23 protein-coding genes and 1 pseudogene are annotated in these 21,696 nt (G+C 62.5%); 4 read left to right on the top strand and 20 right to left on the bottom strand.

Annotated elements, in window-relative coordinates; all coding sequences use genetic code 11:
* Positions 1 to 122 precede the first annotated feature (122 nt).
* Positions 123 to 1,586: an aldehyde dehydrogenase family protein gene (locus ACR52_RS00545; protein WP_048719304.1), complete on the top strand. Its 1,464-nt coding sequence runs from the start codon at positions 123 to 125 to the stop codon at positions 1,584 to 1,586.
* A gap of 134 nt (positions 1,587 to 1,720) precedes the next feature.
* Here the strand turns inward: ACR52_RS00545 and ACR52_RS00540 are convergent, their stop codons facing one another.
* The 3 genes from ACR52_RS00540 to ACR52_RS00530 are packed head-to-tail and all read right to left on the bottom strand — an operon-like array spanning position 1,721 to position 3,038.
* Entirely contained in the window at positions 1,721 to 1,999 is a 279-nt protein-coding gene (locus tag ACR52_RS00540) for a hypothetical protein (protein ID WP_048719301.1), read from the bottom strand.
* Between the two features lie 34 nt (positions 2,000 to 2,033).
* A complete protein-coding gene (locus tag ACR52_RS00535; protein WP_236692107.1) occupies positions 2,034 to 2,501 on the bottom strand; it encodes a hypothetical protein in 468 nt (155 codons plus the stop codon).
* A 48-nt stretch (positions 2,502 to 2,549) separates the two neighbouring features.
* The gene (locus ACR52_RS00530) at positions 2,550 to 3,038 is read right to left on the bottom strand and encodes an Hcp family type VI secretion system effector (protein WP_048719298.1); all 489 of its coding nucleotides are present in this window, start codon (positions 3,036 to 3,038) and stop codon (positions 2,550 to 2,552) included.
* 185 nt (positions 3,039 to 3,223) lie between these two features.
* On the opposite strand from ACR52_RS00530, the gene ACR52_RS31555 reads away from it, so the two are divergent.
* Both ACR52_RS31555 and ACR52_RS31550 read left to right on the top strand, forming a co-directional pair.
* Positions 3,224 to 3,517: a hypothetical protein gene (locus ACR52_RS31555; RefSeq protein WP_330219065.1), complete on the top strand. Its 294-nt coding sequence runs from the start codon at positions 3,224 to 3,226 to the stop codon at positions 3,515 to 3,517.
* Between the two features lie 44 nt (positions 3,518 to 3,561).
* Complete coding sequence (locus ACR52_RS31550) at positions 3,562 to 4,209, top strand: hypothetical protein (RefSeq protein WP_330219064.1); 648 nt, start codon at positions 3,562 to 3,564, stop codon at positions 4,207 to 4,209.
* A gap of 255 nt (positions 4,210 to 4,464) precedes the next feature.
* On the opposite strand, the gene gspD is transcribed toward ACR52_RS31550, so the two are convergent.
* From gspD to ACR52_RS00460, 12 genes are all read right to left on the bottom strand, one after another.
* Positions 4,465 to 6,687 (bottom strand): type II secretion system secretin GspD, encoded by a 2,223-nt coding sequence (gspD, locus tag ACR52_RS00515; RefSeq protein ID WP_048719297.1) that lies wholly within the window; start codon positions 6,685 to 6,687, stop codon positions 4,465 to 4,467.
* On the bottom strand, positions 6,684 to 7,208 hold the full coding sequence (locus ACR52_RS00510) for a general secretion pathway protein GspN (protein WP_048719296.1): 525 nt from the start codon (positions 7,206 to 7,208) through the stop codon (positions 6,684 to 6,686). The genes gspD and ACR52_RS00510 overlap by 4 nt, the downstream gene beginning before the upstream one ends.
* Positions 7,205 to 7,816 carry a type II secretion system protein GspM gene (gene gspM / locus ACR52_RS00505; protein WP_048719293.1) on the bottom strand — a complete coding sequence of 204 codons (612 nt, stop codon included), beginning with the start codon at positions 7,814 to 7,816 and terminating at the stop codon, positions 7,205 to 7,207. The genes ACR52_RS00510 and gspM overlap by 4 nt, the downstream gene beginning before the upstream one ends.
* Positions 7,791 to 8,834 (bottom strand): type II secretion system protein GspL, encoded by a 1,044-nt coding sequence (locus ACR52_RS00500; protein WP_048719291.1) that lies wholly within the window; start codon positions 8,832 to 8,834, stop codon positions 7,791 to 7,793. The genes gspM and ACR52_RS00500 overlap by 26 nt, the downstream gene beginning before the upstream one ends.
* A complete protein-coding gene (locus ACR52_RS00495) occupies positions 8,831 to 9,556 on the bottom strand; it encodes a hypothetical protein (RefSeq protein WP_048719288.1) in 726 nt (241 codons plus the stop codon). Before ACR52_RS00495 ends, ACR52_RS00500 begins: the two co-directional genes overlap by 4 nt.
* A complete protein-coding gene (locus tag ACR52_RS00490; RefSeq protein ID WP_048719286.1) occupies positions 9,553 to 10,182 on the bottom strand; it encodes a prepilin-type N-terminal cleavage/methylation domain-containing protein in 630 nt (209 codons plus the stop codon). The genes ACR52_RS00495 and ACR52_RS00490 overlap by 4 nt, the downstream gene beginning before the upstream one ends.
* The gene (locus tag ACR52_RS00485) at positions 10,179 to 10,547 is read right to left on the bottom strand and encodes a prepilin-type N-terminal cleavage/methylation domain-containing protein (RefSeq protein ID WP_048719284.1); all 369 of its coding nucleotides are present in this window, start codon (positions 10,545 to 10,547) and stop codon (positions 10,179 to 10,181) included. Before ACR52_RS00485 ends, ACR52_RS00490 begins: the two co-directional genes overlap by 4 nt.
* Positions 10,544 to 10,975 (bottom strand): type II secretion system protein, encoded by a 432-nt coding sequence (locus ACR52_RS00480; protein ID WP_048719281.1) that lies wholly within the window; start codon positions 10,973 to 10,975, stop codon positions 10,544 to 10,546. The genes ACR52_RS00485 and ACR52_RS00480 overlap by 4 nt, the downstream gene beginning before the upstream one ends.
* Positions 10,976 to 10,984: 9 nt before the next feature.
* Positions 10,985 to 11,410, bottom strand: coding sequence for a type II secretion system major pseudopilin GspG (gene gspG / locus ACR52_RS00475; protein ID WP_048719279.1), 426 nt, complete (start codon positions 11,408 to 11,410; stop codon positions 10,985 to 10,987).
* A 20-nt stretch (positions 11,411 to 11,430) separates the two neighbouring features.
* Entirely contained in the window at positions 11,431 to 12,633 is a 1,203-nt protein-coding gene (gene gspF, locus ACR52_RS00470; RefSeq protein ID WP_048719276.1) for a type II secretion system inner membrane protein GspF, read from the bottom strand.
* Entirely contained in the window at positions 12,630 to 14,360 is a 1,731-nt protein-coding gene (gspE, locus tag ACR52_RS00465) for a type II secretion system ATPase GspE (RefSeq protein WP_048719273.1), read from the bottom strand. The genes gspF and gspE overlap by 4 nt, the downstream gene beginning before the upstream one ends.
* Before the next feature lie 146 nt (positions 14,361 to 14,506).
* On the bottom strand, positions 14,507 to 14,728 hold the full coding sequence (locus ACR52_RS00460) for a hypothetical protein (protein ID WP_048719271.1): 222 nt from the start codon (positions 14,726 to 14,728) through the stop codon (positions 14,507 to 14,509).
* A gap of 507 nt (positions 14,729 to 15,235) precedes the next feature.
* Between ACR52_RS00460 and ACR52_RS00455 the strand changes: the two genes are divergently transcribed.
* Positions 15,236 to 17,986, top strand: coding sequence for a beta-glucosidase (locus tag ACR52_RS00455; protein WP_048719268.1), 2,751 nt, complete (start codon positions 15,236 to 15,238; stop codon positions 17,984 to 17,986).
* A 47-nt stretch (positions 17,987 to 18,033) separates the two neighbouring features.
* Here the strand turns inward: ACR52_RS00455 and ACR52_RS00450 are convergent, their stop codons facing one another.
* From ACR52_RS00450 to fecC, 5 genes and pseudogenes are all read right to left on the bottom strand, one after another.
* Positions 18,034 to 18,648 (bottom strand): TetR/AcrR family transcriptional regulator, encoded by a 615-nt coding sequence (locus ACR52_RS00450; protein ID WP_048719266.1) that lies wholly within the window; start codon positions 18,646 to 18,648, stop codon positions 18,034 to 18,036.
* A gap of 62 nt (positions 18,649 to 18,710) precedes the next feature.
* A pseudogene (locus ACR52_RS00445) lies at positions 18,711 to 18,944 on the bottom strand (substrate-binding domain-containing protein); the annotation flags it as partial.
* 4 nt (positions 18,945 to 18,948) lie between these two features.
* Complete coding sequence (gene fecE / locus ACR52_RS00440) at positions 18,949 to 19,737, bottom strand: Fe(3+) dicitrate ABC transporter ATP-binding protein FecE (RefSeq protein WP_048719261.1); 789 nt, start codon at positions 19,735 to 19,737, stop codon at positions 18,949 to 18,951.
* Between the two features lie 4 nt (positions 19,738 to 19,741).
* Complete coding sequence (locus tag ACR52_RS00435; RefSeq protein WP_048719258.1) at positions 19,742 to 20,710, bottom strand: iron chelate uptake ABC transporter family permease subunit; 969 nt, start codon at positions 20,708 to 20,710, stop codon at positions 19,742 to 19,744.
* Positions 20,707 to 21,696, bottom strand: coding sequence for an iron-dicitrate ABC transporter permease FecC (fecC, locus tag ACR52_RS00430; RefSeq protein WP_048719255.1), 990 nt, complete (start codon positions 21,694 to 21,696; stop codon positions 20,707 to 20,709). The genes ACR52_RS00435 and fecC overlap by 4 nt, the downstream gene beginning before the upstream one ends.

Here is a 21,696-nt window from a genome sequence, read left to right as displayed (position 1 = left end):
AGCAGATTATCCCTTGCTGGCTTGAACAACGGCATCTTTTGCCTGGACCGTTTTGCTAGCTTATTCAGACGACAGGGGCGTGCTGTTCGCAGCGCCTATTACCGCTCCAGGGAGCCAGTTGGATGACAACCCAATCTTCGAATAGCTACAGCGTTGATCCGCAAACGGCTCATCAGTTTTATATTAACGGCCGCTGGTCTTCCCCGGTAATCCCGGCCAGCCTGGACGTGGTCAATCCGGCCACTGAACAGGTTGTCGCACAGGTCGCGCGAGGGTCTGCAGAAGATGTCGATCGGGCGGTCGCGGCAGCGCGTGCGGCGTTTACGGGTTGGTCTGCTACCTCCCCCGAGTTACGTGCGCGAGTACTTGGAAAAATCCACGAGCTGATCCTTGAGCGAAAAGAGCTGTTTGCGCAGGCCCTCACCCTCGAAATGGGCGCTTCAATCAGCTCCGCCCGGGCAATGCAAGTGCCGCTGGCGGCCGAGCACGTTCGGGTCGCACGTGATCTGCTGTCCAGCTATCGCTTCCGGACGATTGAAGGCGGCACCGCGATCGAGCGCGAACCCATCGGTGTCTGCGGTCTCATCACGCCGTGGAACTGGCCGCTGTACCAAATCACCGCGAAAGTCGCTCCCGCGATAGCCGCCGGGTGCACCGTGGTGTTGAAGCCCAGCGAACTGTCGCCTCTGAGCGCCCTGCTGTTTGCACAACTGGTGCATGACGCAGGCCTGCCGCCTGGCGTGTTCAATCTGGTGAACGGCAGCGGTGCCGAGGTCGGCGCAGCCATGGCGGCACATCCGGATATCGACATGATTTCTATCACCGGCTCCAACCGCGCAGGCGCGCTGGTTGCACAAGCGGCTGCCACTACGGTGAAACGCGTCACCCAGGAACTGGGGGGCAAGTCGCCGAATGTGCTGCTGCCTGACGCCGACTTCGCCAAAGCCGTGCCGCTGGGCGTGATGGCTGCGTTTCGCAATGTTGGCCAATCGTGCAGCGCGCCGACCCGAATGATTGTGCCAAAAAGCCGCCTGGCCGAGGTTGAATCCCTGGCCGCAGCAACCGCCAATGCAATCATCGTGGGCGACCCGCAAGCGGAAGATACACAATTGGGTCCGATTGCCAACGAAGCACAGTTCAATCGCATTCAAACGATGATCGAGGCAGGCCTCGACGAGGGTGCAAAACTGGTGTGCGGTGGGCCGGGACGCGTGACGGGATTTGAAAAGGGCTTCTATACCCGGCCGACGGTATTCTCCAACGTGGATAGCGCAATGCGCATTGCTCAAGAGGAAATATTCGGCCCCGTGTTGTGCATCATTGCTTACGAGACGGTCGATGAGGCGGTCGCTATCGCAAACGACACGATCTACGGGTTGGGCGCCCACGTTCAGGCGCAGGACCTTGACCTTGCCCGTGCCGTGGCGTCGCGTATTCGCGCCGGGCAAGTGCACCTGAACTACCCCGCGTGGAATCCTATGGCGCCGTTTGGTGGCTACAAGCGCTCGGGGAATGGTCGGGAGTATGGTGTGCAGGGTTTTGAGGAATACCTGGAAACCAAGGCCATTGTGGGGTTTGGTGAATGAGCCACGGGGAATAGCGTCACAACGACGCCCTCTCTTGTTTGAGCGAGTCAAGGAACAATAGCGGCGCGTTGACAGTGCCGCCTTGTTCGGGATCGCACTTGTGCGATGACAACGACGCCTGGCGTCAAAACGCTTTAAGTCGATCGCTCGTTTTTAGCCATTTCCCTCGCAATCCAAGCCGTGACAAGGGTCACCGCAATCAGGAAAATCTCAATACCTGCCAGCCAAATAATGTTGAACCAATACTGCTTCGGTTGCTCCACAAGCGTGTAAGTGATGGAAGGCCCGACACGACTGAAAGCCACCACCACACCGCGAGTTAACCCATCAATTATTTGGTAGCCTAAAAGCCCCACAATAACGGTCAGAACCGCTGTGATGCACCAGAACGACCGACTCTGCGAACGCTTCATAGAGTTTCTCTTGAGATCCAACGATCCAGAAGGTTTACGCAATCTGCGGGACACGAGGTAAAACAACATCCTCAGCTTGAGCCCGCGCTTCAATGATCTCGATCAAATCACGATGTTTGGGAAAGTCTCTTTTTAGCCAGTCGCTGGGTACGAAGGGGTGATTGAGATACTCCGCAACAGGCTGATTTTCAGTGATTGCCAACACTACGACCAACTGCGCTGCGGTATCTGCGGCCATAGCCGCTGGTACGAATACGCGTCTTTCGTCATTCACACCGAATGACCGACGCCATTCGGGATAACGCTTTTTCTCAAGGTTGGGAACAGAAAACCAGTAAATATCGCTCATCAATTTCGTCTCGTAAGTTGACTGCGGGTGCGGTTGGAATTCAACCCCTAATTCTGGCGCCTGCTGATCCTGGAGCCGGCTTGCCGGCGAAAAACCCACGGGCGCCGCGTTCACTCGGGTTCCCGGGTTTGCGTTGACGACCATCGCAGGCAAGCCGGCTCCTTGTATCATTCGGATTGTGTCCGGGCACGCGATGAGGCTTCAGGCTTTGACGTTCTGCCGGATATTCCAGCCAAACTTCACCGGCCCACCGTCCTTGGCGCCATCGGCTTTCTGCGGCTGATAGCTGACGTCGACGGTGGCGAAGTTCAAGGCGATGCTGTCGTAGAGCACATCATCCTTACTGTCAGCACCGGTGCCGTAGGACACCACCATGACTTCCTTCAAGGTGATCACCAGGTACTCCACCGGGCTTGAACCGCCCGCCTTGCGTACCACCAGTATTGCTTCGGGGTAATGCTTGCCACTGGCGCAGGCCATCATCAGGTTGGGGCTGGATTTATCCAGCGGCTTTTTCAGGTTGAGGTTGGCGATATTGACCTTGCCCGCGCCACCTCCGGTACCCGAGTGCATCGACCCCGTCTGCGACAAACCCCACGCCCACTCGGTGATATCGATCTCGTCGCGATGGGCCTGGTCCCGTGATTCACCCTTGATATCGCCCAGCTTCAAAAACATATCGACTGCCATGTTGGCTCCGTGTCCTGTAGTGCGTCGGGAGTGACGTGGGGCGCACTGTTCCTCTGTCGGGGGCGATTACACAAGACCGCAAAGCCGGATCGGGAAGCATCCGACTTCAAATGACGAACTTTCTGATATTAATTTGCGCCATTCCATCTTTAACCTTCGAACGCCAAAAAATCAGGTGTTAAGGAATGACAACCGCCCTGCTCAGGGATGGATTCCCTTCGGCCCACCGCACTACCCGAGAACGGATTGAAAGCAGCATCGACCTGCGTCGACTGTTCTTCGCCATCGACAGCGACCCGGCACTGATTGGTGCGGGCGTGGTGTATATCGATGAAGACTTCAACGTGGTGACGCTGCGTGAGTTCCAGGCAATTTGCAGTGTGTCGCCGATTAAGGTGGTGCTGCGTGAGGCGCCCAGGTCTGTGGGCCGGTGGAGTTCACGCGGATGTTGGAGCATGAGCCGCGGGAGTCGGAATTGATGAGGGAGGCACTGACTGCGGGGGTAACGCGCGCGGGAGCGCTGTTGAGTTGGCATGTTATTTACAGCGGGATCGCCTTGATGCCTTTTACTGCTGGCACAAGCGTTGTCATCTCATTCATTGGCACAGCCGCAGCAGTAGCGGGTCTGTTCCAGTGCGCAGCAGGCGCTTATCGAACAGTAAACGAAGTATGGGACCCGCAAATGAATAACCGCCGAGAGCACTTTTACATCGTAGATCCTCACCCACTTTGGACGAGTCACAGAGTGGCCTTGTTTGGCGGAGTCTTAGCCTTGTGTTTTTCGATTGCCACCGCCGGCACGCTAATGAATCTCACCTATTTCGCTGACGCATCCGATGACTTTACCGATAGCGCATTCTTCATTGCAGGTGGCATAGCGTGTGTGATATTCGGCATCGCACAGAGCCTGGTTCTTCACGGTTATCCAGGGTGGGTGTGGCTTCAGGTTGGTGTGTTCATGAGCTATTTACTGCTCGTAGTGCCGACAATCATTTACAGCCCTGATCACCTTCTATTTACCCTTACCTTACTGAGCCCGTTAACCGGGCTTCTCTGCCTGAACAGCAACCGACAAAGGGAAATGCGCCGAGAGATGCTGGAAATCAGACATAAACGCAATGGCGTTATCGCCGCCCCCCTGAAAAAACAAGGCCGCTGGAAATGGTGGTAACACCCCTACCCCACCACCTGATCGTTCCCACGCTCCGCGTGGGAATGCCGCCTCGGACGCTCCGCGTCCTGCCGTTGGCGCGTAGCTCAAGTCCTGCGCAAGGTGACGCGGAGCGTCAGGGGATGCATTCCCACGCAGAGCGTGGGAACGATCAAACCGCAGCAACGGATATGTACTCGGTCTGATCCAACATCCTGGTCGGCTGTCAGGCCGCCATCGGGAGCAAGCCCCCTCCCACATTTTTCCCGCGTTCCTTCAGTTAGCCGGCTTCAACAGTTGCATCTGCTGCCGATAATCATCCGTCACCTGCCGTGCCTGGCTGCTGCTGGTGATGACTCTTGGAGTGATGAGCACGATCAACTCCGTACGATCCTTGGACTTGCTGGTATTGCCAAACAACCAACGCAACCCCGGAATCTTCCCAAGATAAGGCACCGCACTGACACTCTCCGCGTTGTCCTGCTTGATCAACCCGCCCAGTAGCACTGTTTGCCCACTCTGCACCGCGACCTGGGTCGATACCGAGCGCGTGGAGATACGTGGGTTGGCCTGGGTGTCGTTGCTGGACGCCTGCTGGTCCTGGGCATCGCTGACCTGCTGCTGAATATCCATGTACACCAAACCACCCGGATTGATGCGCGGCACGACGTCGAGGATCACCCCGGTCTGCACATATTCAACACTGCTCAACGTGGTGTCGGAGGTGCCGGTGTTGACCGTGGTTTGGCTGATAGGAATGTTGTCACCTACCTGAATCTGCGCCGGCTGGTTGTTCATCACCACCAGCGACGGCGCCGACAGCACCTGGGTGCGGCCGTTGGTCTCGAGGGCATGCAAGGCCACTTGCAGGTTGGAGCTGACGAACGAATAGAACAACGAATCCGTCGCCCCCAACCCTGCCCCGCCACCGCCCAACGCACCTTGGCTGCCGGCGGTGTTGCCCACCGTGGTGCTGGTGGAATTACCCGCCAGGCGCCCCAGATACCACTGCACGCCAAGGTCCAGTTCACCCGTGAGTTTGACCTCCAGGATGCGCGTCTCGATCTGCACTTGCAGCGGTGGGTTGTCGAGGCGTTTGATCGCCGATTCGATCTCTTTCCATTGCACCGGGCGGGTACGTACCAGCAGTTGGTTACTGCTTTTTTGCGCGGTGATGCGGGTGCCGGCGTCGAGGCTTTTGGCCGGGGCGTCTTCGGTCGTGCCCTGCTCGGCGTTGTCCTGGTCGGCTTCGGGCGCCTGGTCTTCATCCTCGGTGGCGGGCTGGCTGTTATTCAGGTTGTTGCTCAGGCCGCCCGGCGTGCTGCCGGAGGTGCTGTTGGTGCCAGGCGAGGACAGGGTAGCGGTGCGTAAACCGGGGGCGACCTTGGCCGGGGTATCGTCCTTGATCGCGCCCGTGCCGTAGATCTGTCGCAGGTATTTGGCGAGGTCGGTGGCCTTCATGTTGCGCACGTCGTAGACGTACATCTGCGGCTCGTTGCCGCCACCTTCGTCGATGGTGTGGATCCAGTCCCCGACTTCGCTGAGGTACTGTGGCTGCGACGAGATCGCCACCACCGAATTGGTCCGCTCGATGGGCAAGAACCGCACCATACCCGCCAGGGGCATCCCGCTGTCGGGGCCGAACATCTTTTGCAGCTCGGGCATCAGCTCGGCCACCGAGGCGCGTTGCAGGCCGAACACGCCCACCGACATGCCCTTGAGCCAGTCCACATCGAAGGTGTCGATGGTGTCCTGGTAGTTGGCCAGTTCCTCGGGGGTGCCGGCCAGGCTCAGCACATTGCGCGCCGGGTCCACCAGCAAGAACGCATTCTCGCGGGCGAACGGCTTGAGCAGTTTCTGCATCTCGGTGGCCGAGATATAGCGCAGCGGAAACAGGCGTGCCGACAAGCCGCTGGACGGTTGCGACACCCGCATCTCGGGCACCAGCTTGCCCGCCACTGCCTGGTTGGCCGGCAGGATCACATAGCGGTTGCCCTGCTTGATCATGGCGTTGTCGGTCCACGACAGTAGGGTTTCGAGAATCGACAAGGCCTGCTGCTTGTTCACCGGCTTTGACGTGGAAAAGCTGACATTGCCCTTCACACCCTGGGCGATGCTGTAGTTCTCATGCAGCAAGTCGCCCATCACGCTGTTGATCACCGCTTCGATCGGCTGGTCAGCGAAGTTGAACACGATGTCGCCGCTGCCCTCCTCCTTGGCGGCCGATACCGCTGCCGGTTGGCGCACGAACTGCTGGTTGCCGCGAATCAATTGGCGTTGCGGTGGCGTTTTGGCCTGGGGTTGGCCGCTGTCGACCGGGGTCTGTTCGCTGGCCGGGTCCACGGGCGGGCGTTGCGAACCGGTGCCCTGCATCGCCTCATGCAGCAGGGCCTCGTCCGGGTCGAGATGCTCGGGGAATGTCCCGCAGCCACCGAGGGAAACGGCGGTGGCCAGGCAAAACACGGTGGTGCGCAAGGCGCCAGGGAAGGTATCGATCAAGGGGTGGACTCGTGAGGAAGGGTAATCGGGGGTGTGGTGGACGGCAGCGGCAAACGCAGGGCGCGCAGGCTCAGGGTTTGCGTGTGGCCGTCCAATACAAAGCGAGCGTCGCGGGGCGTGAGGTGCGCAAGGCGCCAGCCATTGGGCAAGGTCTGGCCCTGATGGACTTTGAGCGGTGGGCCGTCGGCACGCTTGAGCAGCGCCACCCGCAGGTCGCCGTCGAGGACGATACCGGTCAGCACCAGGCTCGACAGGCTGGAGACGGCGGCTTGGCCCACTGCACGGTCGGGGCTGCGATCAGGGCTGAACAGCGGCGCTTGCCAGGTGCCGGCCAGGCTTTCCAGGGTCGCGCTCGGCGCCACCAGCACCTTGGCGGCCGTATTGGCGCGCACATCGGCGGCAGACGCCGGCAACCACTGCGGCGCATCGCCGATGCTGCTGAGGATGCCGACCATCAGCAGGCCCAACAGCCCGGCCACACCGAGCAACAGCCATTCCAGGGGACGCAATGCATGGATCATCGCTGCACCTGCCGGGCGGCGGCCGGTTGCAGGTAACCGCGCACCAACAGGTGCACCACCAGTTGGCCGGCACCGCCGCTGGCCGGTGCGTTCGGCGGGCGGCGAATGCTCATCTCATCAACGAACAGAAACGGCCGCTGGTACTCCAGTTCATGCAGGATCGCGGTCAAGGGCTCGATGGCGCAGTTGAGGGTCAGGCTGACTTTGACCTGGCGATACGGCTCGGCGTCGTCCTGCTCCGGGGTGATGGGCATGCGCTGGGTCAGGCTGCAACCGCCACCGAGGCCGGCGCGGCTGTTGATCAGGTCGGCGATGCGTTGCATCAGGTCGGCAGCGACTGCGCTGGGGTCATCGCCGGGCAACAGGCTGGTGCTGCTGGCCGGGTCCTGGCGGGCTTGCTCCAGCTGTTGGCGCAGGCTGTCGCCCTGGCGCAGCACGCCGGCGTAGCGTTGTTGCTGTTCACGTAACTGCTCGGCCTGCTCGCCCATGGTGCGCAAGGGGCCGGCGAACCAGCTGTCGATGAACAGCCAGTAACCGGCGCCGAGCACCAGGGCCAAGCCGATCAAGGCAGCGCCACGGCGTTCACGGGGTGTCAGTGGTCGGCGCATCGGCGGCCTCCTGGTGCAGGTGGGCGCGCAAGGAAAATTGATCCTTGCCGGTTTGCGCATCGGGTTGAATCACCCCTTCGAACTGGGCGTTTTCCAGGCTGTGGCAGCCCTTGATCCGGGTAATCAAGGCGCTGGCCTTGGCGCTCTGCCCGGAGAACGACACGTCGGCGCCGTCATTGACTTCCAACTGGTCGAGCCAGGTGTCGGCCGGCAGGCAGGCCGCAAGCTCGTTGAGCAGCGCCGCCAACGGCGGTTGGGCGGCCTTGCGGCGAATCAGGTACTGGGCGGCGCCACGGGTATTGAGCAGTTGCTGGCGCAGGGCCTGAATCTCGGCGACCTGGGCTTTCTGCTCGCGCACGCTGTGCTGCATGGCATCGAGCACGCGCTGGCGGTCGTTGAGCCACAGCAGCATCGCGGCAATCAGCAAGGCGCCGCACAGCCACGGCAGGCTGCGTTGCAGGCCCTTGCCCTGGGGGCGCTGGCGGGGGCGCAACGGCGCCGGCAGCAAGTCGATGCCCATGGGTTTGCCTGCGCTATCCGCTACATCCACTGCATGGGGTTGCAAGCCGAGGGCCGCGCATTCAATGAGCATCTGGTCCAGGCGCTCACGCAGGATCGCCACCAGCGTCACCTGCAAGTGCGTGGGGGTGCGGCGTTCCTGGCGCGCGACAAAGTACAGCTGGGCGGCGTCGAACGGGGTAAAGCGGTCCAGTTCGTAGCCAACGACCGTGGACAGATTACGTGCGGCGGCCGGGGGCAATTGCAGGCTTTGCACCAGCACCGTGGCGGGGGCCAGTAACAGCACCTGGCGCGCCTCGCCGGGCGTTTTTTCTACGGGTGCGGTCAACGGCCACGGATAGACATGCTCGGGGATGTCCTGCAGCGACAACCACGCCGGCAGGCAGCCACGCAGCTCCTTGAGCCACAAGCGCCAGCCCTGTTGCAACAGGCTGCCGTGCCAGCGCCGAGTGATCGGCTCCGCCAGCAACTGCAGCTGTGCCGAGAGGTGTTCGTTCATTCTTGCCAACGTAGGACTCGATAAGGTTGTGCGCTGCCTTGCGCGGGGCTCAATAACACGGTGGCTTGCAACTGGGCGTGGTAACCGCCGGGGCGTTGTGCGCGGCTGCTGACCACCAACACTTCGCCGGGATCGGCACCCACCGCGCTCTGGTGCGGCAGGTTCAGCGCGCGGCGCATCAAGGCACTGGCGAATGCCGGATCGGGCCGATCCAGGCCACTCCACAGGCTGATCTCGGGCACCAGTTCGCTGTACAGCGCCTGGGTCATGCCCGGCAGTTGGCGCACTTCTTCCACCACCCGAAACGGCGCCAGGCCCTGGTTGCGGCGCACTTCCAGGGCTCTGGCGAGCTGATTGGCCTGGGCCTGGGTCGCACCGCAGGCCAGGGCCAGGCGGGCAAAATCGCCCACCTCGGCGCTGTTCAAATACAACTTGCCGCGCTCGCTGTGCAGGCTGACGTGCAACTGCGCATCGTCGAACACCAGCGCAATCTCACGCCCGTCGGCAACCCACTGTTTGCGCTGCAACGGGTCCGCCACGGCCGCCATCGCCAGCGCTACCCCGGCCTCGGCCGCCAGCACCGCCTGGGTGTGCTGGCGGTGCCAGGCAGCCTGGCGCGTTTCCAGTTGCACCCAGCCGGCCAGGCCGCCCAGCAACAAGCTGAGCAAGGCCAGCACCCACAGCACCAGCAGCAGGGCTACACCCCGTTGATGCTTGATCATTCGGGCGCCCCGCCGGACAGATTCAGGCGCAACGCAACCACCTGGGTGACCCACGGCACCGGCCCATTCACCCGCGCGTCAATCCGCACCGCGTAAGGCAGGCGTTTGGTCCACGGCCATTGGCTGATCCAACCGGTGGCCTGGCCCTTGGGCGACACGCCGCGATAGCTGAATTGCAGATCCTCGACATCCTTCAACAACACCTGCGGCTCACTGCGCGACGCCGGGACACTCACCTGCGCCGCGGACTCAAACCGCGCGAACGCCACCTGCAAGTCGCGCTGCGCCTCGGGGCCGGTCAACTGCAAGGTGAAGCGCTGGATACCGCCGCCGAGCACACCGGGCAAGGTCGCGACAAACTGCATGCGCTGCGGCCCGCCGGTGAAAAAACCATCGGTCTGGCTGTCGTCCTCGGTCACATCCAGCGGCAACGCCTCGCTGATGGCGGAGCGCAAAAACTGCTGCGCGGCGCGCATTTCATCCAGGCTGACCGTGTAGCGCTGGGCCTTGAGCACTGCGCGATTGGCGCCCAGCAGCGCCCCGCCGACCAAGGTCAGCAACACCCCGAGCAGGCTGAGCACGATCATGATTTCAAGCAAGGTGAAGCCCTGCTGACGCGCCTTCACAAGCCGGCCCCGACGGCCGCAGCGCGCAGTTTCAAGGTGCTGAAACTGGCGTGGCGCGGGCCTTCGCTGACGGTGAGATCAAGGCGAAAGAGATGCGCCTGGCCGATACGACTGGGCTGTTGGGCGATGCGCAGTTGCCAGGCGATGCCGTCCATCTCGCCCTGGCGTGTGCCACTCGCCAATGGCCCCGTGCCCTCCTGATCCATCACACTCAAGGCGGCATGGGTCAGGCGGTCGCTATGAGCCACCTGCAACAACGAGCGCGCGCTCTGGCCGAAGGCGACCAGCAGCACCGTGCTACAGATCGCCATCAGCGTCAGCGCGGCGAGCATTTCCAGCAGGGTAAAACCCGATTGGCGCTTCATGGCAAGGCCTTGGACTGTACGCTGCCCGTCAGCCAGCCGATGTCGATGCGCCAACGCCGACTGCCGTTGGCCAGCAACACGTGGCCGCCGGTGGAACTGCCATCGGGGTAGAAATCCACCGCAGAGCCTGCTTGCTCGGCGGTGTGCAGGGTCACGTGCAGTTCGGCCGGCCAATGCTTTTTCGGACGGTCCGGCGCCTGCACGCTGAGGTTGCGCAAATCGAAGACCGTGCTTTCGGTGGTGCCACTGACAATCGCCCGCGCCCGCGTGCTGCGCAATGCCTCGACCACCTGCCCGACGGCCTGGCGCTCTTTGGCGGCGCGCAGGCCTTGTTGCAGGCCAAACCCTACCAACCCGGCCGCGATGCTGATCAAGACGATCACCACCAGCATTTCCAGCAAGGTAAAGCCGCGTTGGGCGTTGGCCATGGTCGTCGGTTATTCCCAGTTGCCCAGGTCGGCGCTGTAGCCTTCGCCGCCCGGCTGGCCGTCCTGACCGTAGAAAACCAGGTCGAAGGCGCCGTGCTCACCGGGGAAGCGATAGCCGAAGGCATGGCCGAACGGGTCCTTGAGGTCCGACGGCTTGGCGTACGGCCCGGCCCAACCGGCGCTGTTGCCCGGCTTGTCGACCAGTTGTTGCAGGGTCTTGGGTGGCGAGCCGACATCCAGGCCATAGCTTTCGATCTTCATGCTCAGGCTGGCCAGTTGGGCCTTGCCCGCGCCGTATTTGCCCTTGTCGACATTGCCGCCGACCTGGCGCACCACGATGGTCGCGACGATGCCCAGCAGCACGATCACCGCGAGCATTTCCAGCAAGGTAAAACCGCCCTGGCGGCGGGCGGGCTTGAATCGGGTATGGCGCATCAGCGTGTTTCCTTAAGGGTTCATATATTGCTGGTCAAGCTCATCAGCGGCAGCATGATCGCCAGCATGATCACCGCCACCAGCACCGCCATGACCACGGTCAGGGACGGCACCAGCGCAGCGAGCAGGCGGTCGATGCCGCGTTTGGCTTCGACGTCGAATACGTCGGCGACCTTGAGCAGCATGCTGTCGAGTTCGCCGGCCTGTTCGCCGACTTCAATCATTTGCAACGCCAGATCAGGCAGCAACGGCTCGCTGCCGAAGGCGCTGGCCAGGGTGCCGCCGCCTTTGACCGACTCGGCGGCTTGGGCCACTTGCGCTTGCAGGGCGCGGTTGGTGCAGACCTGCCGGGCGATGACCAGCGCTTGCAGCAGCGCCACGCCGTTGCTGAGCAGCGTGCCGAGGGTGCGGGCCAGGCGTGCGGCCTCGACCCGTTGCAGCAGCGGGCCGATCACGCGTATACCCAGCACGCGGCGGTCATAGCGTTCGCGGCGCTGGGGGTCGCGCAGCCGCGCGGCCAGGGCCCATGCACCGACGATCAAACCGGCCAACACCGCCAGGCCGAAGGCACCGAGGAATTGGCCGAGGCCCAGAATCACCTCGGTAATCAGCGGAATCGGCACGCCCAGGTCCTTGAAGATCGGCACGAACTGCGGCACCACGTACGCCAGCAACAGGGCCAGCGAACCGAGCACGCCTACCACCAGAAAGGCCGGGTAGATCAGCGCGTTGATCACTTCGCCCTTAAGTAACTGGCTGCGCTCCAGGTAATCGCTGAGCTGGCGCAGAGTGTCTTCCAGGGCGCCGCCCGCCTCGCCGGCGCGGACCATGCTCAAGTACAGCGGGGAGAACTGGCTACCCTCCTCCTCCAGCGCCTTGGATAACGGCTGGCCGGCCTTGACCTGTTCGCGGATGCGTTCGATCAACGCGCGGGTCTGCGGTTGGCCAGGCTGCTTGAGCAGGATGCCCAGCGAGCGCTCCAGCGGCTGGCCGGCGCCCAGTAGCGTGGCCAATTGCTGGGTGAAGCTGACCAGTGCCGCGCCATTCAACTGGCCACGGCCGAAGGCCTTGCGCAGCCCCTGGGCACCCGCCACATCGATCTGCAACACCAGCAAGCCGCGCTTGTGCAGCGCGGCGACGGCGGCGTTCTGGTCCTTGGCTTCCAGGGTGCCGTTTTGCGGCTGGCCCTGGCTGTCGAGAGCGCGGTACTTGAACAGGCTCACGCGCCCTCTCCACGGGTAACCCGCAACACTTCTTCGAGCGAGGTGACACCGGCCACGGCCTGGCGCAGGCCCTCTTCATGCAAGGTGCGCAGGCCGCCACGGCGGGCGGCCTGTTCCAGAGTGGCGGCGTCGGCCTGGCGCATCAGCAGGCTGCGCAGTTCGTCGTTCATCACCAGCAGTTCGGTGATTGCGCTGCGGCCGTGATAGCCACCGCCTGGCGCATCGGCGCGGGGGCGATAGAGCATGATCGGGCGCTGATCGGTAAAACGATCCAGGCCATGTTCGGCGATCAATTGCGCTGGCGCTTCGAAGGCTTCGCGGGTAGCCGGGTCAAGGCGCCGCACCAGACGCTGGGCGAGGATACCGTTGACGGTCGAGGCAATCAGGTAGCTTTCGACGCCCATATCCAGCAGCCGCGTGATACTCGCTGCCGCACTGTTGGTGTGCAGGGTCGAGAGCACCAGGTGGCCGGTCAGCGACGATTGGATGGCGATACGGCAGGTTTCCAGGTCGCGGATTTCACCGATCATGATCACGTCCGGGTCCTGGCGCACGATAGAGCGCAGCGCGCCGGCGAAGTCCAGGCCGATGGCCGGCTTGACCTGGATCTGGTTGATGCCCTCAAGCTGGTATTCCACCGGGTCTTCGACGGTAATGATCTTGCGCTCGGCGGTATTGAGCCGCGACAGCGCGGTGTACAGGGTGGTGGTCTTGCCCGAGCCGGTGGGCCCGGTGACCAGCAGAATACCGTGGGGCCGTTCGAGCACTTCCAGGAAGGTTTGCAGGCGCTGGCCATCAAACCCCAGGCTCTGGAAATCGAATTTCACGGTCTGGCGGTCGAGCAGGCGCATCACCACCGACTCGCCAAAACTGGTGGGCACCGTGGACACCCGTAAGTCGAGCTCCTTGCCCTGGATACGCAGCATGATGCGCCCGTCCTGAGGCAGGCGCCGCTCGGCGATGTCGAGGCGCGCCATGATCTTCACCCGCGAGATCACCGCCGCCGAAGAGCTGGACGGCGGAGCTTCAGCTTCGTGCAGCACACCGTCGATGCGGTAGCGCACCTTGAGCTGGTTTTCGAAGGGTTCGATATGAATGTCCGAGGCGCGATGTTCCACCGCGCGCTGCAGGATCAGGTTGACCAGGCGAATCACCGGCGCTTCGGAGGCCATGTCCTTGAGGTGTTCAATGTCTTCCAGCGCACCGCTCTGTTCATCGAGGTTTTCGATCAGGGTGCCCATGGCTGAACGGCCTTGGCCGTAGTAGCGCTCGATCAGGGTTTCGACTTCGTTGCGTGGGCCCACCGCCAGCCACACGGGTACGCCGCAGGCATAGGCCATGGCCTGGAACGGATACACCAGCGACGGGTTGGCCGCCAGCACCCGCAGGCCACCCTGGCTCCAGCCCACGGGCACCACCTGGTAGTGGCGCATGAAACGTTCGGTCAGCACCGGCAAGGGGTCGAGTAAGGGGGGCGCGGCATCGGCCAGCAACAGCGGTGCGCCGAGCAAGTCAGCCCAGGCGCGGGCGAGTTCCACTTCGGAGACCAGCCCCAGACGGGTGAGCAAACCGAGCAATTGGGGCTCATCGGACTCTTGGGACAGGCGTCGGGCACGCTCCAGGTCAACGGTTTTCAACCCAGCGTGCTGCATTAGCCACGCGCAGACCTGTTCGGTGTGCGGGATGTGCAGTTGGCAGGCATCGATGGGCGTTGAGGGGCTGGGCATGGGTGACTATCTGAGGGGCTATGTGTAGAAGCGAGCTTGTTGTGGCGAGGGAGCTTGCTCCCGCTGGGGTGCGAAGCGCCCCCAAAAGCAGGCGACTGCTGCGCAGTCGAACGGGAGCAAGCTCCCTCGCCACAAAAACCGCGCGCCTAGTTGGAGGTTTTGGGTGTAGCCGATGGGTTCAGCGGCCGGCCACCCTTGGTGGTTTCGGCCTTCTGCTTTTTAACCGCCTTGGCATCGTGGGCCTGGGTCAACACCGTGGAATCGGCGGCCCCGGATTTCGCATCAGCGTCCGTGGATTCAGCCGCCATCGCCACACCACTTAGCGCAACGCCCAGTACAACACCGGCACCCAACAGGGAAATCTTCATCAACTTTCTCCAGATCAAAAACAGCAGATAGCCCAAGTGGCGCCTTGAACTCGATCAAGACCCTACACCAAAGCGTTGTGTATGACAGCTTGTGTAAACATGGCACTTTAGAACTACCGAGCAATGCCACTAGTTCGCCATACCATGATGATTTTTCTTAAACCAATCGACTGGTAGGTTTAGTATAAGTTCAAAATCGTAAGGAATTATTTCTTATTTAACGCAAAAATTAGCTTTTGTTTGACTTATAACCGCAAGAATTGCCTTAATTATGACGTTTTCGCGGTTCAAAATGCCATCTCGTGATATCGCCTAGACACTACCCACAATAATAATTAATACAATTATTACACTTATAAAACTGCGAAATTCGCCAAGTAATTGCAATTAGCCATCGGTTAAAAATTGCGATCACGGGCAACTATTGCCCAAAAAAAGTGACGAGCGTGCAGTGCAACACGCACTTCTCGGCGCGCCATGTTTACTGAACTGTTGTCGGAGAGACCCATGAATAAACGCAAAATGATCGGTGCACAGTCGGCATTCGCCCTGCTGGCACTGGCCGTGTCCCAGGTGCATGCGGCGACCAGCCCGGCCCTGGATGAAGGCCGGGTGAGCCGCGCGGAAAAGGCCGCGGACAAAACCCTGGCGAAGATGACGATGGAAGAAAAACTCGCCTACATCGGCGGCACCGGTGGCTGGGACGTCAAGCCACTGACCCAGTACGGCATCCCGCAGATTCACGGCGCCGATGGCGGCGTGGGCGTGCGCTACACCAGCGAAGGCAACGCGCAGGGCGTGGTGTACCCGTCGGGGCCGAACCTGGCCGCCAGTTGGAACCCGCGTCGCGCCATCGACCTGGGCCGTGCCCTGGGCTATGACACCGCCAGTGGCGGTTATCAGTTCGTCACCGGCCCAGGGGTGAACCTCTACCGCATGCCGTACAGCGGCCGTGCGTTCGAGTACTTGTCCGGTGAAGACCCGTTCCTCGGCGCCAGCCTGGGACCGGCGTTAATCAACGGGATTCAGTCTCGCGGCGTGTGGGCCAACGCCAAGCACTTCGCCGCCAACGACCAGGAAAGCAACCGCTTCCACCTCGATGAAATCATCAGCGAACGCGTGCTGCGCGAGATGACCCTGCCGCCTTTCGAGTCCGCCTCGAAGAACAGCAAGGTCGCGATGATGATGTGCGCCTTCCAGAAGGTGAACGGCGAGTTCGCTTGCCAGAACAAACACCTGATGCGCGACATCCTCAAGACCGAATGGGGCTACCCGGGCTTCGTGCAGAGCGACTACAACGCAGTGGTCAACGGTTTGCCGGCGGCACAGGCCGGCACCGACCTGGACATGATGGGCTACCAGATGAACAGCACGGTGCTCAAGCCGTACCTGGACAGTGGCGAGCTGAGCAGCGCAACCATCGATGACAAGGTGCGGCGCATCCTCAAGCAAATCTACCTGTACAAGTTCGACAGCAAGGCGCCGTTGACCAGCCATAACATGAACAGCGCCACCAGCAACCGCGTGGCCCTGAACGCCGCCCGCGAAGGTATCGTGCTGCTGAAAAACCAGAACAGCCTGCTGCCGCTGGACGCGAACAAGGTCAAGCGCATCGCTGTGGTCGGCACCCTGGCCAAGTACGCGCCGCCCACCGGTTTTGGTAGCGCCAACGTCATGGCCGCCAACTACATCAGTGAGCTGAGCGGCTTGCAGCAACTGGCGCCGGGCGCCAAGGTCGAGTTCATCGACGGGCTGTCCCTGGACCCCGCCACCTCCAGCTGGACCCATGCCGACAGCGATGGCAACAGCGTCAAAGGCTTGAAGACCGAGTTTTTCAGCAACACCAACTGGTCGGGTGACCCGGCCGCCAGCCGCACCGATAAGCATGTCGACCTGGACTGGTCCACCGACAGCCTGCCGGTGAACGGCGATACCGCCGCCACCTCGATTCGCTACAGCGGCCAGATCACCCCGACGGTCAGCGGCGAACAGGTGTTCAAGGTCCGTGCCGACGGCGCGGTGCGCCTCTACGTCAACGGCAAGAAAGTCCTCGACAACGGCGACGGCAAACCGCTGCCGAACAACAGCATTCCGCCGACCATTCCGGTGTTTGCCAAGGTCAACCTGGAAGCCGGCAAAGCCGTCGATATCAAGCTGGAATACTCGCGCCGCAATGGCTACCTCTCGACCATGGGCGGCATGGTGGGCGTGCAGATGAGCTGGGCCTCGCTGGTGGCACCGCAGGACCTGGCCAAGTACGACGCGGTATTGGTTGCAGCCGGTAACAGCAACGAATACGAAGGCGAAGGCTTCGACCACAGCTTCGACCTGCCGGAGTACCAGAACCTGCTGATCCAGAGCATCGCCAAGGTCAACCCGAACACCGTGGTCACCCTGCACGGCGGCACCGGCCTGAAGATGAGCGACTGGATCGACCAGGTACCGGCCGCACTGCATGCGTTCTACCCTGGGCAAAACGGCGGCCAGGCGTTGGCGGAGATTCTGCTGGGCAAGGTCAACCCGTCGGCCAAGCTGCCGATCAGCATCGAGCGCAACATCGAAGACAACCCGATCTACGCGACTTTCCCCAAGTTCGACAACCAGGAAACCCTGGCCGAAATGAGCTACAAGGACGACCTGTTCCTGGGCTATCGCGGTTACGAGAAAAAGGGTATCAAGCCGCTCTACCCGTTCGGCTACGGCTTGTCGTACACCACCTTCGGCTACAGCAACATCAGCGTGACACCTGGGGTGGCGGTGGCCGGTGCGCCGATCAAGGTGTCGTTCGACCTGGCCAACACCGGCAAGGTGGCGGGCGCCGAAGTGGCCGAGTTGTACGTAGGCCAGAACAACCCGAAAGTGGAACGTGCGATCAAGGAACTCAAGGGCTACAAGAAGGTGTTCTTGAAGCCTGGCGAGAGCAAGCGCGTGACCATCGAGCTTAACGATCGCTCGCTGGCCTACTACGACGTGGCGAGCAAACAATGGGTGGTGGATGCGGACAGCTTCAACCTGTCGGTGGGCGCGTCGTCCCAGGACATTCGACTGAACGCCAAGCTGGTCAACCCGTTCCGCCAGGAACTGTCGACCACCACCAGCAACCCGCTGCCGCGCTCGGCGCTCAATTCGACGCTGCGTGAGTCGACGGTCAAGACCGGCGGCGTGCTGCATCAAAATGAAGGTGATAGCGGCACCAGCGACGGTGATGGCTATGACATGAGCGATGACAGCAGCCAGAGCAGTGCTGCCGGTAACTAAGCGCTAACGATCGTTCCCTCGCGGGAGCGTGGGAACGATCATTCAACTCAAGTTCTGATGGCTGCATCGACCCGCGCGATGTAGCTGTCGAACCGCGCCACCAGGTCCACCTGCTCGGGAAAGCGCAGCCACTGGATCTGCAGGCCATCCATCATGGCCAGGATTTCTTCCACCAGCCCGGCGATGTCCACGTCGCTGCGCACCTCCCCTGCCGCTACCAGATCAGCGAACTGCCCCTGTAAACGCCGATGAATGCCCGCATAGCGATCCTGGAACCAGGCCCATGCCGGCTGGGTGTCTAGCAAGCTTTCGGCATTCAAAATGGTGAACGCCCGTACCACGCCAGGCGCGGTGGCGTTCGAGCGGTTGATCGCCCGCAGGCTGCCGAGCAACCCGGACAGCGACTTCTCGGCGCGTACTTCATCGGCAATCCGTTGATTAACCTCGTCGCGACGTTGCAGTACGCCCATCAACAAGGAAATTTTGCTGGGGAAGTGGTGCAGCAGGCCGGCCACCGAGATGCCGACAATCGCCGCCACCTGCGCCACAGAGGCGCCGCTGTAGCCTTCGAGGGAGAACACCTGCAAGGCCGCGTCCAGCAGCTCTTCGCGGCGTTTTTCACCTTTGGGCGCGCGGCGGGTCTTGGGGGCGGGTCCGGTCATGGGAACATCCTTGTGGGCAGGCGTGCACCGTATCCAAATTGCCCGTGAGCCGCAAATAAAGCTCAGGCGCTTTCCCGTTCCATCAAGCGGCAGTCCAGCAGGTTCAGGCGCTGTACTTCATCATCCACCGGCAGTACCCCAAGGTTTTCCAGTACCCGCGTAGCCGCCAGCACACCCATCTCCAACGCGGGCGGCTTGAGGGTACTGAGGCTCGGCAACAGCATCTCGGCAAACGGGTAATCGCCAAAACCGAGCACGGCGCAGTCCTGCGGGATCTTAAGCCCGGCGCGCTGACCGACATCAGTAACTGCGGGTGCTTTTTTCTACGAGGCACATCGGCGTGCCGGCCACCGGTTCGCTGATGATCTGCACCTGCACATCGAATACCTGGCGCATCAGCTCGGCGCTCATCACCGCTGCCGGCGCGCCATCAGCCACCAATTTGCCGCCGTGCATCACCGCCAGATGGTCGGCGTAGCGGCAGGCCTGGTTGATGTCGTGCAGCACGGTGATCACGGTCTTGCCTTCGGCGGCGAGTTCACGCATCAAGTCCATGAGTTCGACCTGGTGGCTGATGTCGAGGTAAGTGGTGGGTTCGTCAAGCAGCACCACCGGCGCGTTCTGCGCCAGCACCATCGCCAGCCAGGCACGCTGGCGCTGGCCGCCGGACAAATCCGCCAGGGCGCGGTCGGCCAGGGTGTCGAGCTCCAGGCGTTGCATGGCTTGTGCGACGTGGGTTTGATCGCTGCCGCTGAGGCGACCCCACAACGAGTTGTGCGGGCTGCGGCCGTAGGCGACCAACTGGCGCACGCTGACGCCTTCCGGCACCGGCAGCACTTGCGGTAGAAACGCGACCTGCTGGGCCAACTGACGCGCGGACAAGCTGGCGTAAGCCTGGCCGTCGAGGGTCAATTCGCCCTGGGTCGGTTTGAGAATCCGCGCAAAGGCCTTGAGCAAGGTCGACTTGCCGCAGCCGTTGGGGCCGATCAGCGCGGTGACTTTCCCCGCGGGCGGTGCGCAGGACAGGCCTTGCACGATGGGCGTAGCGCCGTAGCCGATGTCGAGTTGGTGTGCCTGAAGAATGCTCATGTCATCAACCCTTGAACCGTGCCAGTAACCAAAGAAAATACGGCGCACCAATCACCGCCGTGAGCACCCCCGCGGGGATCTCGCTGGGCGCGATCAAGGTGCGCCCGAGGGTGTCGGCCAGTACCAGCAACAACGCGCCGATCAGCATCGAGGCCGGCAGCAGATGCTGGTGATGCCCGCCCACCAGCCGCCGCGCCATGTGCGGCGCGACCAGGCCGATAAAGCCAATCGGCCCGATCACGCCGACACCCAGGCTGGTGAGCACCACCGCGCAGGCCATCGCCAGCCAGCGCGTCTTGCTTAACGCGGTGCCCAGGCTGTGCGCCGCCTCATCGCCCAATGCAATCAGGTTCAGCGGTTTGGCCAGGCACAGCCCTAGCGGGATCAGCACCAGGAACGGCAACACCAGCGCGACGTGGTGCCAGTTGCGGCTCCACAGGCTGCCGGTCAGGGCGAGCAATGCGGTGTTGATGTCCAGCGGGTGCGACAGGATCAGAAACTCGGTGACGCTCGATAACGTCACCGCAATCGCCACCCCGGACAGCGCAAAACGCACCCCGGAAAAACTCACGCCGGTGTTGTACAACGCCAGCAGCAACGCGCCGCCCGCGCCGCCCAGGCAGGCCACCAGCGGCAGCCAGGCAATGGGCAAATGCGGCCAACTGATGATCGCGACGGTCAGCGCCAGGCCAGCGCCCTGGGTGACGCCGAGGATTTCCGGCGAGGCCAGCGGGTTACGGATCACGCCCTGGACAATCGCACCAGCCAGGCCAAACGCACAGCCGGCGAGTATGGCGATCAGGCTGCGCGGCAGTCGGTGGTTCCAGACTTCAAAATCGAGGGCGTCATGGGCCAGCAGGCGGTCCAGCACGGTGGCGGGCTTGAGCCACAGGGTACCGGCGCTGAGGCTGATAAACGTGGCCACCAGCAGCAAGCCGAGCAGCAGCCACAGGCGCAATCGCGGCTGAGTCATAAGGTGCGCCTGGCGAGGAAAAGAAAGAATGGCGCGCCGATCAGCGCGGTGACGACACCGGCCGGGGTTTCCACCGGAAAGGCCACGGCGCGACTGAGCAAGTCGGCACCGAGCACGATCACCGCGCCCAATGCCGCACTCAACGGGATCAGCCAGCGGTAGTCGTTGCCGAGGAACTGCCGCACGATATTCGGCGCGATCAAACCGACAAAACCGATGGGGCCGACCGCGCAGACACTCGCACCCACCAACAGCAGGCTGGCGACGAACACCTGCAACCGCAGGCTGGCGATCCCCACGCCCAGTGAGCGCGCGGCATCTTCACCGAGGTTGATCAGGTTCAGGCGTGGCGCGCACCACAGCGCCCACAGGCCACCGATCAAGGTGCACGGCCAGAGCAGTTGCACCTGGGCGGCGCCGACATTGGCCAGCGAACCGGCCAGCCAGTTCAGCACGCTTTGTGCCTGGGCCTCGACCAGGATCACCGTGAGCCGGGTCAGCGCCGCGCACAACGCCGCCACCGCCACACCGGCCAACACCAATCGGCCCTGGGCGGTGGTCGGCGACCAGGCACCGCCGAGGCTGAACACGGTGACCCAGGCGACGGCGCCGCCCAGGCAGGTCATCAATAACGCGCCACCGGCAAAGGGCGGCGCGACCAAACCGGTCGAAAACAACGCCAGGCCCAATGCCGCCCCCGCCGTCACGCCGAACAATGACGGCGATGCCAGGCGGTTGCGCGTGATGCCCTGCATCAGCGCGCCGGCCAGCCCCAGGCAGGCGCCGACCAACGCTGCGCACACGGCACGCGGCACGCGCAACTGGGCGACGATGTAAGCCATGTTGCCGCCTTCGCGGCCCTGGTGAATCAGGCCGTTCCAGGCGTCCGCGCGGGTGATCACAAACGGCGAAAAGCTGTACAGCGACAGCCAGAACAACAACGCCCCCAGCAGCACGATGCCTGCCGCCGCGACACTGCGCTGCAC

The sequence above is a fragment of the Pseudomonas fildesensis genome (assembly GCF_001050345.1).
Taxonomy (GTDB): Bacteria; Pseudomonadota; Gammaproteobacteria; order Pseudomonadales; family Pseudomonadaceae; genus Aquipseudomonas; species Aquipseudomonas fildesensis.
This window is presented reverse-complemented; position numbering and strand designations above follow the sequence as displayed.

What these genes read in the sequence shown, in the direction of transcription:
- ACR52_RS00450 (WP_048719266.1), bottom strand. Translation starts at nt 18,648, where the DNA reads ATGACCGGACCCGCCCCCAAGACCCGCCGCGCGCCCAAAGGTGAAAAA.
- gspE (WP_048719273.1), bottom strand. Translation starts at nt 14,360, where the DNA reads ATGCCCAGCCCCTCAACGCCCATCGATGCCTGCCAACTGCACATCCCG.
- ACR52_RS00480 (WP_048719281.1), bottom strand. Translation starts at nt 10,975, where the DNA reads ATGGCCAACGCCCAACGCGGCTTTACCTTGCTGGAAATGCTGGTGGTG.
- ACR52_RS00500 (WP_048719291.1), bottom strand. Translation starts at nt 8,834, where the DNA reads ATGAACGAACACCTCTCGGCACAGCTGCAGTTGCTGGCGGAGCCGATC.
- ACR52_RS31555 (WP_330219065.1), top strand. Translation starts at nt 3,224, where the DNA reads ATGACAACCGCCCTGCTCAGGGATGGATTCCCTTCGGCCCACCGCACT.
- ACR52_RS00455 (WP_048719268.1), top strand. Translation starts at nt 15,236, where the DNA reads ATGAATAAACGCAAAATGATCGGTGCACAGTCGGCATTCGCCCTGCTG.
- ACR52_RS00530 (WP_048719298.1), bottom strand. Translation starts at nt 3,038, where the DNA reads ATGGCAGTCGATATGTTTTTGAAGCTGGGCGATATCAAGGGTGAATCA.
- gspM (WP_048719293.1), bottom strand. Translation starts at nt 7,816, where the DNA reads ATGCGCCGACCACTGACACCCCGTGAACGCCGTGGCGCTGCCTTGATC.
- fecE (WP_048719261.1), bottom strand. Translation starts at nt 19,737, where the DNA reads ATGAGCATTCTTCAGGCACACCAACTCGACATCGGCTACGGCGCTACG.
- ACR52_RS00485 (WP_048719284.1), bottom strand. Translation starts at nt 10,547, where the DNA reads ATGAAGCGCCAATCGGGTTTTACCCTGCTGGAAATGCTCGCCGCGCTG.
- ACR52_RS00540 (WP_048719301.1), bottom strand. Translation starts at nt 1,999, where the DNA reads ATGAAGCGTTCGCAGAGTCGGTCGTTCTGGTGCATCACAGCGGTTCTG.
- ACR52_RS00495 (WP_048719288.1), bottom strand. Translation starts at nt 9,556, where the DNA reads ATGATCAAGCATCAACGGGGTGTAGCCCTGCTGCTGGTGCTGTGGGTG.
- ACR52_RS00460 (WP_048719271.1), bottom strand. Translation starts at nt 14,728, where the DNA reads ATGAAGATTTCCCTGTTGGGTGCCGGTGTTGTACTGGGCGTTGCGCTA.
- ACR52_RS00435 (WP_048719258.1), bottom strand. Translation starts at nt 20,710, where the DNA reads ATGACTCAGCCGCGATTGCGCCTGTGGCTGCTGCTCGGCTTGCTGCTG.
- ACR52_RS00545 (WP_048719304.1), top strand. Translation starts at nt 123, where the DNA reads ATGACAACCCAATCTTCGAATAGCTACAGCGTTGATCCGCAAACGGCT.
- ACR52_RS00510 (WP_048719296.1), bottom strand. Translation starts at nt 7,208, where the DNA reads ATGATCCATGCATTGCGTCCCCTGGAATGGCTGTTGCTCGGTGTGGCC.
- gspG (WP_048719279.1), bottom strand. Translation starts at nt 11,410, where the DNA reads ATGCGCCATACCCGATTCAAGCCCGCCCGCCGCCAGGGCGGTTTTACC.